Origin of the sequence: Blautia sp. AM23-13AC, from assembly GCF_003435675.1 — a bacterium.
Lineage (GTDB): Bacteria > Bacillota > Clostridia > Lachnospirales > Lachnospiraceae > Fusicatenibacter > Fusicatenibacter saccharivorans.
On record NZ_QTUL01000009.1, the window covers coordinates 51,216 to 64,094 of the forward strand.

Below are 12,879 nucleotides of genomic sequence, written 5' to 3' on the forward strand. Positions count from 1 at the left end.
CAGCGTTGGAAATTTTTCTCCGCCTGTACGGCATTTTTTGATTTACCAATCACAGTTTCTTACTTTCTCATCTCCGGATCTTCCGTGTAATGCGTCCGCTCGCCGCCGATGTATTTCGGTCTTGTCCGCGCGCAGACAACGTGCGCATCTCCGATCGTTTTCTGCGATACCCGGACCGGAACGGCTACTGCCTTCAGCTGCATGCCGATCAGCACATCACCGATATCAATACCTGCATGCGCCTGCACACGCTCTACGGTGACAGCGTCCTCCAATCCATAGTATGCCGCCATCGCAAACGATCCGCCGCCATGCAGCCACGGTACCGCGCAGACCGGCTCGTAACCGTATTTTTCTGCCGCCGCACGCTCCAGAACAACCGCGCGGTTCAGATGCTCACAGCACTGCGCCGCCAGATACAGCCCGTGCTCCTTCGTACACGCATACAGCGCCTCAAACACCGCCTGCCCGATCTCCTGGCTGGAATCCGTTCCGAGCTTACTGTTGTGAATTTCACTCGAAGAACATCCCACTACCAGAATCTGTCCCGGTTTCATCTGCGCTGTCGTAATCAGCTCCTCTGCGACGGCACGCGCTTTCTGTCTGATTGTTTCAAGATCCATTTTGTATCCCTCCTTGCTAAACAGCAATATTTATGCAAAAGGAGACTGACTCTTTTTCCAAGAATCAGCCTCCTTTCTTCAGCTTACATAATTATTATTTCTGAACGATATTCACAATTCTTCCCGGTACGTAAATTTCTTTTACGATGTTTCCGGTCAGTTTGTCTGCAACTGCTTCTTTTGCAGCGGCGATTGCGGTCTCTTTATCTGCATCTTTGGCGATTTTGATCGTTCCGCGCATTTTGCCGTTGATCTGAACAGCGATCTCGGCTACTGCCTCTACGGTCTTCTCCTCATCAAACTCCGGCCATGCGGTCTGATACAGACGGCCTTCGTATCCAAGGTCTGCCCACAGTTCCTCGGTCATATGCGGTGCAACCGGATTCAGCAGGATCAGAAGGGTTTCGAACTCTTTTCTCGTTACTTTTCCGGCTTTGTAGAACTCGTTGACCAGGGTCATCATGGCTGCGATCGCTGTGTTGTATTTCAGGGACTCATAGTCGCTGGATACTTTCTTGATGGTCTGGTGCATTTTGGACTCCAGCTCTTTGGAGTAGGAATCTCCGTCTACCAGGCTGTCCTGCAGTTTCCATACACGCTCGAGGAAACGACGGCATCCTTTTACGCCTTCCTGAGACCAGGATGCGCTTAAGTCGAAGGCACCGATGAACATCTCGTACGTACGCAGGGTATCTGCACCAAACTCAGCTACGATATCATCCGGGTTGACAACGTTTCCACGGGATTTACTCATCTTCTCGCCGTTCTCGCCGAGGATCATTCCGTGGGAAGTACGTTTCTGATACGGTTCCGGGCAGGTAACTACGCCCTGATCGTACAGGAATTTATGCCAGAAACGGGAATACAGAAGGTGAAGGGTGGTGTGCTCCATTCCTCCGTTGTACCAGTCAACCGGCAGCCAGTATTTCATAGCTTCTTTGCTTGCCAGAGCCTCTTTGTTCTTCGGATCGGTATAGCGGATGTAATACCAGGAAGAACCAGCCCACTGCGGCATGGTATCGGTCTCACGTTTTGCAGGTCCTCCGCAGCACGGGCAGGTGGTGTTGACCCAGTCTGTCATGGCAGCCAGCGGAGACTCGCCGTTATCGGTCGGCATGTAGCTCTCTACATCCGGCAGCTCCAGCGGAAGGGATTCTTCCGGAACCGGAACGTAACCGCATTTGTCGCAGTGTATGATCGGAATCGGCTCACCCCAGTAACGCTGACGGGAGAATACCCAGTCACGCAGCTTATAGTTTGTTTTTGCTTTTCCAACGTGGTTCTCTTCGAGCCACTCAAGAATTTTCTTTTTTGCTTCCGCAACGGAAAGTCCGTTCAGGAAACCGGAGTTGACAAGAGTTCCCTCTGCAACGTCGGTGTAAACTTCGTTCTGTACGTCGCCGCCTGCAACAACCTCGATGATCGGCATGTTGAATTTCTTTGCGAACTCCCAGTCACGCTCATCGTGTGCCGGTACTGCCATGATGGCGCCGGTGCCGTAGCTCATCAGTACATAATCGGAAATCCAGATCGGGATCTCTTTTCCATTAACCGGGTTGACTGCGGAAAGTCCGTCGATCATGACACCGGTCTTGTCTTTTGCAAGCTCGGAACGCTCGAAATCGGATTTTCTGGCTGCCATCTCACGGTATGCGCAGACCTCATCCCAGTTCTTGATCTCATCTTTGTACTGGTCGATGTACGGATGCTCCGGGGAGAGTACCATGTACGTAACACCGAACAGGGTATCCGGGCGTGTGGTGTAGATAGTCAGCTTCTCCGGTTTATCTTTCAGGGAGAAATCAACCTCTGCTCCGTGGGAACGTCCGATCCAGTTTTTCTGGGAAGTTTTGACACGCTCAATATAGTCAACGCCGTCCAGACCGTCAATCAGCTTGTCTGCATACTCGGTGATCTTCAGCATCCACTCGCTTTTTACTTTGCGGACAACCGGGCTTCCGCAGCGCTCGCACACGCCGTTTACAACTTCCTCATTTGCAAGGCCTACCTTACAGGAAGTACACCAGTTGATCGGCATCTCTTTTTTATATGCCAGTCCGGCTTTGAAAAGTTTCAGGAAAATCCACTGGGTCCAGTGATAGTATTCCGGATCCGTCGTGTTGATCTCTCTGTCCCAGTCGAAGGAATATCCAAGAGACTGAAGCTGGTCTTTGAAGTGATGTACGTTGTTTTTGGTAACGATCTTCGGATGAATGTGGTTTTTGATCGCATAGTTCTCCGTTGGAAGACCAAATGCATCCCAGCCCATCGGATACAGAACGTTGTAACCCTGCATTCTGCGCTTTCTGGCTACAATGTCCAGTGCAGTGTACGGACGCGGATGGCCTACGTGAAGTCCCTGTCCTGACGGATACGGAAATTCAACGAGTGCGTAGTATTTCGGTTTTGTATAATCATCTGTAGCGGCAAAGGCTTTTTCATCCTGCCAGATCTTCTGCCACTTTTTTTCAATGTCCTGTGGCTCATATCTTTTACTCATAGGTAACCTCCTGCATGTTCAAGTTCAAAGTTCTTTTTTCTCACACCGCCGCCTAGGACAGCATGCACATTTGAACATATAGCTGTATTCTATCACTCTTTCCCTGTTTTTACAATTTATTTTTTCCTATATCCTCCGTTTTTCTTCAAAAACCGCAGAAAAATCCGGTTTCCGGGCGAATTCTGCTCCCGAAACCGGATTTTCTCTGTTTTATCACACTATTTTATAAAGCTTTATTCTTCTGCTTTTTCAACCTTCGAAGCTCTTGCCTCAATCTCTTTTGCCTGGATATCGGACGGAGCCTGCTCATATCTCGCAAACTCATAGGAGAAATCACCACTTCCGCCTGTCATGGAGCGGAGTGTTGTGCCGTATCCGTAGATCTCAAGTTCCGGAACATCAGCCTCGATAATCGTATGGCCCTTGTGATCCGGATTCATGCCGAGCACACGGCCGCGGCGTTTGTTGAGATCGCCCATGATATCGCCGGTGTATTTATCGTCTACAGTGATCTTCATCGAAACGATCGGCTCAAGGAGAACCGGGGATGCTTCCATAAAGCCTTTCTTGAACGCCTGGATCGCTGCGGTCTTGAATGCCATCTCGGAGGAGTCTACCGGATGATAAGAACCATCATACAGAACGGCTTTGACGCCGACTACCGGATAAGCAGCCAGAGGGCCTTTCTGTACGGCTTCCTGGATACCTTTTTCAACAGCCGGGAAGTAGTTCTTCGGAACGGCGCCGCCGACAACTTCCTGCTCGAAAACGTATGGTTTCTCGAGATCTCCGGAAGCGGAGAAGCGCATTTTTACATGACCGTACTGGCCGTGGCCGCCGGACTGTTTTTTGTATTTTGCTTCTACATCCGAATTTTTGCGGATCGTCTCGCGGAAGGCTACCTTCGGACGGGACAGCTCTACTTCTACTTTGTAGCGCTCCAGCAGCTTGCTGACGATAATATCGATGTGCTGGTCGCCCATGCCGTACAGCAATGTCTGATGGTTTGCAGAATCATTGACTGCCTTCATAGTCAGGTCTTCCTGCATCATCTTGGCAAAGGCCTGGGAGATCTTATCTACATCGGCTTTGTTCTTCGGTTTATATCGTTTTGCGGTGTACGGAGTCGAAACATCCGGTTTTCCGTAGCGGACCTGATTGTTCTTTGTCGCAAGGGAATCGCCGGTTCTTGCATCGCCGAGTTTTGCGATGGCACCGATATCTCCTGCATGAAGCTCCGGTACTTCGATCGGCTTGGAGCCTTCGAGCACGTACAGCTTGCTCAGTTTTTCTTCGGATTCCTGATCTACATTATAGAGCACATCATCGCTTTTAATAACGCCGGAGCAAACCTTAATCATTGAATATTTTCCAAGGAACGGATCCACGATCGTCTTGAAAATGGTCGCGCTCTTCGGTTTCGCAAAGTCGTAATTTGCCTCGAAAATTTCGTTCGTATTGAGATTGATGCCGGCACACGGACGGGTGGACGGATCCGGGAAGTATCCGCAGATATCATCAAGAAGGTTCGATACGCCCTGCAGATTGACCGGGGAGCCCATGCATACCGGAACGATGGTGCCGTCTCCTACGTTCATGGCAAGCGCTGCGGAAATCTCTGCTACCGAGAACTCTTCTCCGCCAAAGTAGCGGTCCATAAACTCTTCACTTGTTTCTGCCACGGATTCCATCAGGGTTTCACGGTACTTCTCCAGATATTCTACGGAGTAATCCGGAATCGGGCATTCTTCTTTTTTATCTTTTTCGATATATCTGCGGCCTTTGTTCTTTACAATATTGATATATCCTACAAATTTACCGTTTTCACGCAGAGGCATATGAAGCGGTGCGATTCGTTTTCCGTACAGTTCGGTGAGCTGCTCAACGACTTCTCGGTAGCTGACATCGTCCTGATCCATTTCCGTTACGAAGATCATACGCGGAAGATTGTATTTCTCGCAGAGTTCCCATGCTTTCTGGGTTCCGACCTGCACGCCGGCCTTTCCGGATACCACGATTACAGCGGCATCTGCTGCGGAAGCGGCTTCCTGTGCTTCTCCTACGAAATCAAACATTCCAGGAGTATCCAGAACATTGATCTTATTTTTTCCCCATACGACCGGGACAAGCGTTGTGGAAATAGAGCATTTGCGCTTGATTTCTTCTTTGTCAAAATCGCTGACGGTATTTCCGTCTGTCACTTTTCCGAGACGGTTTGTCATACCGGAAAGATAAGCCATAGCTTCGGTCAGACTTGTCTTTCCGGAGCCGCTGTGCCCCAGCAGCACCACATTTCTGATTCGGTCAGTTCTAAAAACGTCCATATGTAATACCTCCCATGTAAGTAAATTTGCAGATTGTAAGGCCGCTCTTATTCGCCTTTCTGCTTTTTATCAAGATTCACGTCTTCCGTTCCTCTTATCATAGTCACTATTCTACTAAAGTTTTTGCTTTTTTGCAAGTATATTATTCATATTTCACAATATATTTCTGAATTTTTAAATTTTATATGTATTTTAGCTGGTTATTCTGCCTTTCTTCCGCTTTTCTGTCTGGCTTTTCTGTGGAATCTGCCGGATTTTGCAAAACAAGCAAAATTGCTGCCTTTCAAAAATGCTTTGTCACTTTAAAGCAAGAAATCTTTGACATTTGATTTCAGATGCTTTACAATGTCTTTTATACGATTTACATACGAAAATTGTCAGAAAGGACTACTTGAATTATGTGTGATACATTCGAAAAAATCTGTATCGGCTTTATCGGCCTTGGCCTCATCGGCGGCTCCATTGCAAAAACCCTCAAAAAGGTTCATCCGGAGTATAAACTGATGGCCTACTGCCGCACCAAAGCGACGATCGAAGAGGCAATTCAGGAAGGCGTGATTGATATCGCGCTGGAAGAACGGGACGACCGCTTTGCCGACTGTGACTATATCTTCTTATGTGCTCCTGTCAGCACCAACATCTCCTATCTTCCGTTCGTGAAAGGCATCGCAAAACCGGGCTGTATCATCACAGACGTCGGAAGTGTAAAAGGAGAAATCCATCAGGCGGTTGAGACCCTCGGCATGACGCACCAGTTTATCGGCGGCCATCCGATGGCAGGCTCCGAAAAGACGGGATATTCCAGCGCCACCGATTACCTGCTGGAAAATGCTTACTATATGATTACACCCGGACCAGATGTTGAGATCGCGACAGTTTCCGCTTTCGTTGATCTTGTCCAGTCCTTAAAGGCGATCCCGATGGTTTTAACATACGAAGAGCACGACTACATCACCGCAGGTGTCAGTCATCTGCCGCATATCGTTGCCGCTACCCTGGTCAATGCACTCGCATCCCTGGACACACCGGAAGAGCAGATGAAAACCGTTGCTGCAGGCGGCTTCAAGGACATCACCCGCATCGCTTCCTCCTCCCCGGAGGTATGGCAGCAGATCTGTCTCTCAAACCAGAAGCAGCTCTCGAATGTGCTGGATTCCTATATCCGCCTTCTCGTCCAGGCAAAATACCTGGTTGACAACAAAAAAGGCCACGAGCTCTACAATATGTTTGAGAGTTCCCGCGAATACCGGAATTCCATGGAAGATTCTTCCTATGGACCGACAAAGAAAGAATACGTCGTTTACTGCGACCTGCTCGATGAAGCCGGCGGAATCGCAGCCGTTACAACAATTCTTGCCATCAACCAGATCAGTATTAAAAATATCGGCATTACGCATAACCGCGAGTTCGAAGAGGGTGCTCTCCGCATTGAATTTTATGAAGAGCAGGCAGGCATTCTTGCCCGGAAGGTCTTAAAAGACCATGGCTATACCATTCATATCCGCAATTAAAAGCGCGTATATCTTGACAGGAGGAAGTTACGTTATGCAGTTCCAGAAAGCAGTACGTCCTCTGCGCGGAGAAATCTCCGTGCCGGGCGATAAATCCATTTCCCACCGCGCCGTCATGTTCGGTGCCATTTCAGAGGGAACCACAGAAGTTACAAACTTTTTACAGGGTGCCGACTGTCTCTCCACCATCTCCTGCTTCCGCAGTATGGGCATTGAGATCGAGAACACACCGGAGCGCATCCTCGTTCATGGAAAAGGCCTGCACGGGCTTTCGGCTCCGTCCGCCGTTCTCGACTGCGGAAACAGCGGAACAACGACACGCCTGATCTCCGGCATTCTTGCCGGCCAGAACTTTTCCAGTACACTGACCGGTGACGCCTCCATTCAGAAACGGCCGATGGGACGCATCATCAATCCGCTGACCCAGATGGGCGCTTCCATCCGCAGTATTCCGGAAAACGGTTGTGCGCCGCTTGCGATCAACGGCCATCCGCTCCACGCCATCTCCTATCTTTCGCCGGTCGCATCCGCACAGGTCAAATCGTGTGTCCTGCTTGCCGGACTGTATGCTGACGGAAAAACAAGCGTTACCGAACCGGCTCTTTCCAGAAACCATACGGAGCTGATGCTGAAATTCTTCGGCGCCGACGTTGCCTCCGAAGGGCTGACCGCATCGGTTCTGCCGGACCCGGATCTCCATGGAAATCTCGTCCGTGTGCCGGGAGATATTTCCTCCGCCGCCTACTTCATCGCCGCCGCGCTGATAGTTCCAGGCTCTGAGGTGCTCCTGAAAAATGTCGGCATCAACCCGACCCGCGACGGTATGCTCCGCGTCTGCCGCGCCATGGGTGCTGACATCACACTTCTGAATGAGCAGAACTCCGGCGGAGAACCGGTTGCAGACCTTCTCGTGCGCTATACGCCGTCTCTTTCCGGCACCGTCATCGAGGGCGAACTGATCCCGACCCTGATCGATGAAATCCCGATCATCGCGGTTCTTGCCGCCACAGCGAACGGTACAACCGTGATCCGGAATGCGGAGGAGCTGAAATTCAAAGAATCGAACCGTCTTGATATCATGGTAAACGAACTCACCGCGATGGGTGTTTCCCTGGAAGGCACGGACGACGGCATGATCATTGAGGGCGGAAAACCGTTCCACGGCGCCCAAATCGACAGCCGCCTCGACCACCGCATTGCGATGTCGTTTGCAATCGCTTCGCTTGCCGCAGAGACACCGACGGAAATCCTGCGCGCCGGCTGTGTGGATATCTCGTATCCGACATTCTACCAGGATCTGGCACGGCTGCAGGCATAAAAAACGTTTAAACAAAAAATGGATTGTGAAGATCATTTCCTCACAATCCATTTTTTTTGCTTTTACCCTGTTCTTCCGGCCGTCCCAACCGTTTCTCCCTGCCGTACCCGCGTTTCGATTCCAAGCCGCGAATAATTCCAGATCCGTTTTTCCGGCACTGCGCTTCCCTTCTGTGCCAGAACGATCACTGTCGAACCACCGAAGGCAAAATAGCCTTTCTCTTCGCCGCGCTGTACACGTCTCGCCGCTCCGGCATTTTCATTGACAATCTTTCCGACCATCATCGCGCCGACCTCCATCTGCAGCAGTGTGCCGAAATTTGCGGACTGCAGCAGCGTGTAGGTTCTCGTATTTTCTTTATAGATCGGGCAAAAATCATTCGCCGCCGGATTGACCGTGTGGAGCACACCCTCAATCCGCCGTTCCGTCGAACAGACGCCGTCATCCACAAAGAGATACCGGTGATAATCGTCCACGGAAAGCCGAAACAGAAATAACGTTCCGCCCTCATACCGTTTTGCCAGCTTCCGGTCGCGCAGAAGCTGTTCCAGCGTATATTCTGTGTTCTTGATCTCAAACTTCCCGTTCTCATGAATCGGATAAACCGTAAGCCGCGCATCACACGGGCTGATAAAATCCTGCGGCGCATTGGAAAACGGACGTGCATCCATTTTCAGCTTCCGCACAAAGAAATCATTGAACGAGATAAACTGCTTTGCGGTACATTCCTTCAGTGAAATATGATTTTTCTTTACAAACGGTGCAACCAGCGGCACCGATAAGCGGCTGTCCAGAAAGCAGCCTGCCGCACGAGATACAAATGACTGAACCAGCGGCTGCATCGCGGCTCTTCCGGCGGCATGGCTGTACATCATGTGTAGAAAACGGTCCTGCAGATCATTTTCCTCGCGGATCAGATCAAGCTTTGGATAATTTTTCCCCTGTTTTCGGTAAGGATAAGCGCAGAGTCTCAAACCGTTCTTCCTCCCTTCCAGATCAGAAGTCCGCGGAGCACAGCCACTCCAACGACAGCTACCAGCACAGCAAGCTCTTTATTCGTCGGCTTGCGGAAGCGGAAATCCGTGATAAACAGAACGCCGACCGCCAGCACCAGCAGATGCAGCCAGATCAGAAAGTATCCGCGGCAGAGCGGTGCAAAGACGAACAGCAGCGGCAAAGCTACTGACATCGAGGTAATCGGCAGTCCCTGGTAATATTTCCGGTTCTCCGAAGTTTCATTCTGACGCTTCTCTTCCATCACGTTAAAATATCCCAGACGGATCACGCCCGCAAGACCGTAGAAAATAAGAATCGGAATGCTGTAAAAATGTGTCATGCCAAGCTCATAGCAGAGCACGATCGGAAAGACGCCGAAACAAACCACATCGCAGAGCGAATCGATCTGAATGCCGAACCGCTTTTCATCTTCGGTCCTGTTTTTCTTCGTCCGCGCAATTTTTCCATCGAACATATCGCACAGTCCGGAAAAAGCAAGACAAAAAATCGCCCAGTTAAAGTGTCCCCGCGTTGCAAGAAAAATGCCGCTGATGGACGATGCAAAGCTGATATATGTTAATATTACGGTATAATCATAGAACCCTATCATATGTAGTTCCCCCTCTTTTTTCTCTTTTCGTATTCCCGATCGTAAGCTGTGCGACGATGGTAAAGACTGCACTCACCAGCAGTTCCCCGTAGTAGCCGAGCCCTCTGGAAAGCACCATTGCCGGAAGAAGCAGCGTGCTTCCAAAGACCGGCGGGAAAATTTTCAGGAACAGTGTCTCGCTGATTCCCATTCCTCCCGGAAGCGGCAGCATGTCAACCGATACGGAAATGACCGCCTGCAGCAGCACAATGGCAATAAAGGAAATGCCTGATAAATGGAAGGCGCGGTATACAAACCATGTTGCTGCAAATAAAGCAAACCTCTGTACAAATGTAATCGCAAGGACATTGACCAGCACCATTTTGTGGGTGCCAAGATACGCTGCCGTATTCTGGTAGACTTCCATGGAAGCTTCCAGTTTTTTCAGGCGGCTTTCTTTTCGTTTCATCAAATGCAGTTTTTCCACGATTTTCAGTCCCAAAACCAGAATTGTCCGCGCAAGCGCCGGATGAAAAACCAGAATAAGCATGGCTGTGACACAGAAGACATTCAGACCGATTCCAAGATAGAAAACCGGAAGGATTTCCGTCAGATACCGGTGCAGGAAGCCCTGTCCGAACAGAACAAGCCCAAGTCCCACCACGACCAGCACCGCTTTGTAGGTGATCGTGACGATCATCAGAATCACCGTTGATACCGGAAGAGATATTTTCTCCTTTTTCATATAGTAGAGCTGCATCGGCTGGCCGCCGCTTGCGGACGGTGTGATACAGCTGAAAAAGAATCCGACGGAAGAAAACAGAAAACATGTCCGCCTCTTCACCGGAATCTGGAAGGAATGCATCATGTACCAGATGATGATCGATTCTCCCCAGATAAAAAACACGACACAGAGCAGTCCCGGCAGCAGCCACCGCACATCTGCCCGCCGCATTGCTTCCATCATTGCGCCAAGGTCTTCGCCGTGGAAAACACCGTATATCGTCAACGCAAAAATCACAACGAGAAAAACAGTATTCACGATCATTTTTTTCTTACTCTGCACGGCGTTTCCACCTCCTTCGTTCCAATATCATGCCATACCATGCACCAAGATGCGTGCGTCCCGCGATCTGCCACGTCACTTCTGCCAGAAGCGCTCCGCCAATCACATCTGCAATCACATGCTGCTTTGTTGTCAGCGTAGAGACAAACACGGCAAGTGCCGCCCAGAAAGAGAACCGCTGATACCAGCGCGGAATCTCCCGTCTGCTGCGGACTGCGATATAGCAGAACCAGCTGTTCAGGCAGTGAATCGATGGGAACAAATTGTCCGCCGCATCCATCTGGTAGAGCAAGGCAAGCATCTGATTCCAGAATCCCTGTTCCGGGATCGACGGCCTTACGTTCGTTGTCGGCAGCAGCAGATAAAATGCCATACAGACAAGCCGCGCCAGAACATCTGCTGCAAAGAACCGCCAGACAAACTCTTTCTCTCTGCTTGCGGCAATCAGATAATTTACAATCCAGACCAGATAACAGCCAAAATAAATCACGATCGTCCACGGGATCACCGGGATCTGCTGGTCCAGCACCGTTTCTATATTGTAATGTTTCCACGAACTGGTAAGCGGCCGCGTTCCAAAATAAGCGATAAAATTCGCTGTCAGCGTCAGAATTAGCGGCAGGATACCATAGTATGGAAACTTTCTTCTCTCGTCTCTCTTCAAAATCCGTCCTCCCTTGTCTCAAACACGTATCAGTATACGCAAAAACATTCCCTGACACAACCCAGTTCCGCTCGTTTTCAGAAACCTTAATAAAATCTTCTGTTTTTCGGCAGGGAAAAAGAAAGATTTAGAAGATTCGCAGAGAAAAAAACGACCATATAGGGCTTCACGGGTGTTCCTATATGGTCGTTTTCTTTCAGCATCGTATTTTTGTCATAAACGAATTTTTTATTCAATCATCATGGCATCGCCGAAGGAGAAAAAGCGGTATTTTTCTCTTACAGCCTCTTCATAAGCTGCCATAATATGCTCTTTTCCAGCCAGTGCCGATACCAGCATCACCAGTGTGGACTCCGGCAGATGGAAATTGGTGATCAGTCCGTCGATCATCTTGAAGCGGTAACCCGGATAGATAAAGATCTCGGTCCAGCCGCTTCCGGCTTTTAAAATGCCGTCCTCGCCGGTTGCCGACTCCAGAGTACGGCAGCTCGTTGTTCCGACTGCGATCACACGGCCGCCTGCTGCTTTCGTATCGTTGATCAGTTTTGCCTGATCTTCTTCTACCACATAGAACTCAGAGTGCATGTGATGCTGGGTGACATCCTCCACTTTCACCGGACGGAAGGTGCCAAGGCCGACATGCAGGGTTACATGGGCGATCTTTACACCGGCATCCTGTACCTGCTGCAGAAGCTCTTTTGTAAAGTGCAGTCCTGCGGTCGGAGCTGCTGCGGAGCCTTCGTGTTTTGCGTATACCGTCTGATAACGGTTCTTGTCCTGCAGTTTATGTGTGATATATGGCGGCAGCGGCATTTCACCAAGCTGATCCAGAATTTCTTCAAAAATGCCTTCATAGCGGAACTGGATCAGGCGGTTTCCTTCATCCACGATATCGACTACTTCGCCTGTCAGAATTCCGTCTCCAAAGGATATTACGGTTCCGACCTTGCATTTTTTGCCCGGTTTTACCAGCGTTTCCCAGATGTCATTTTCTTTTCTCTTTAAAAGAAGAATCTCAATTGCTGCATCCGTTCCGACCTTGGAACCATAAAGACGCGCCGGAATTACCTTCGTATCATTGATAACCAGACAGTCGCCTGGTTTCAGATACTGCAGAATATCACGGAAATGACCATGCTTATATTCACCTGTCGTTTTATCCAGATGCATCAGGCGGGAAGCGCTGCGGTCTTCCAATGGATCCTGTGCAATCAGTTCTTTTGGCAGATCATAATAAAAATCTGATGTTTTCATTTGTTTCCTCCATTCTATGGCAGCCGGCATGATT

10 protein-coding genes are annotated in these 12,879 nt (G+C 49.7%); 2 read left to right on the forward strand and 8 right to left on the reverse strand.

Annotated elements, in window-relative coordinates:
• Nucleotides 1–59: 59 nt before the first annotated feature.
• From DW642_RS10935 to DW642_RS10945, 3 genes are all read right to left on the reverse strand, one after another.
• The gene (locus tag DW642_RS10935; protein ID WP_117510190.1) at nt 60–623 is read right to left on the reverse strand and encodes a TIGR01440 family protein; all 564 of its coding nucleotides are present in this window, start codon (nt 621–623) and stop codon (nt 60–62) included.
• Between the two features lie 94 nt (nt 624–717).
• The gene (gene leuS, locus DW642_RS10940; protein WP_117510191.1) at nt 718–3,123 is read right to left on the reverse strand and encodes a leucine--tRNA ligase; all 2,406 of its coding nucleotides are present in this window, start codon (nt 3,121–3,123) and stop codon (nt 718–720) included.
• A gap of 233 nt (nt 3,124–3,356) precedes the next feature.
• The gene (locus tag DW642_RS10945) at nt 3,357–5,447 is read right to left on the reverse strand and encodes an elongation factor G (protein ID WP_022461417.1); all 2,091 of its coding nucleotides are present in this window, start codon (nt 5,445–5,447) and stop codon (nt 3,357–3,359) included.
• 398 nt (nt 5,448–5,845) lie between these two features.
• On the opposite strand from DW642_RS10945, the gene DW642_RS10950 reads away from it, so the two are divergent.
• Together DW642_RS10950 and aroA are read left to right on the forward strand one after the other, a co-directional pair.
• A complete protein-coding gene (locus DW642_RS10950) occupies nt 5,846–6,958 on the forward strand; it encodes a prephenate dehydrogenase (RefSeq protein WP_117510192.1) in 1,113 nt (370 codons plus the stop codon).
• A 34-nt stretch (nt 6,959–6,992) separates the two neighbouring features.
• On the forward strand, nt 6,993–8,276 hold the full coding sequence (gene aroA, locus DW642_RS10955) for a 3-phosphoshikimate 1-carboxyvinyltransferase (protein ID WP_117510193.1): 1,284 nt from the start codon (nt 6,993–6,995) through the stop codon (nt 8,274–8,276).
• Nucleotides 8,277–8,338: 62 nt separating this feature from the next.
• Here the strand turns inward: aroA and DW642_RS10960 are convergent, their stop codons facing one another.
• The 5 genes from DW642_RS10960 to queA all read right to left on the reverse strand — a co-directional run bounded on the left by DW642_RS10960 (nt 8,339) and on the right by queA (nt 12,845).
• Complete coding sequence (locus tag DW642_RS10960; RefSeq protein WP_242991173.1) at nt 8,339–9,250, reverse strand: phosphatidylserine decarboxylase; 912 nt, start codon at nt 9,248–9,250, stop codon at nt 8,339–8,341.
• The gene (locus DW642_RS10965) at nt 9,247–9,882 is read right to left on the reverse strand and encodes a CDP-alcohol phosphatidyltransferase family protein (protein WP_117510194.1); all 636 of its coding nucleotides are present in this window, start codon (nt 9,880–9,882) and stop codon (nt 9,247–9,249) included. Before DW642_RS10965 ends, DW642_RS10960 begins: the two co-directional genes overlap by 4 nt.
• Nucleotides 9,866–10,927 (reverse strand): lysylphosphatidylglycerol synthase transmembrane domain-containing protein, encoded by a 1,062-nt coding sequence (locus tag DW642_RS10970; RefSeq protein ID WP_117510195.1) that lies wholly within the window; start codon nt 10,925–10,927, stop codon nt 9,866–9,868. Before DW642_RS10970 ends, DW642_RS10965 begins: the two co-directional genes overlap by 17 nt.
• A complete protein-coding gene (locus DW642_RS10975) occupies nt 10,917–11,591 on the reverse strand; it encodes a phosphatase PAP2 family protein (protein WP_242991174.1) in 675 nt (224 codons plus the stop codon). Before DW642_RS10975 ends, DW642_RS10970 begins: the two co-directional genes overlap by 11 nt.
• A gap of 228 nt (nt 11,592–11,819) precedes the next feature.
• Nucleotides 11,820–12,845 carry a tRNA preQ1(34) S-adenosylmethionine ribosyltransferase-isomerase QueA gene (gene queA / locus DW642_RS10980; RefSeq protein ID WP_117510197.1) on the reverse strand — a complete coding sequence of 342 codons (1,026 nt, stop codon included), beginning with the start codon at nt 12,843–12,845 and terminating at the stop codon, nt 11,820–11,822.
• Nucleotides 12,846–12,879 lie beyond the last annotated feature (34 nt).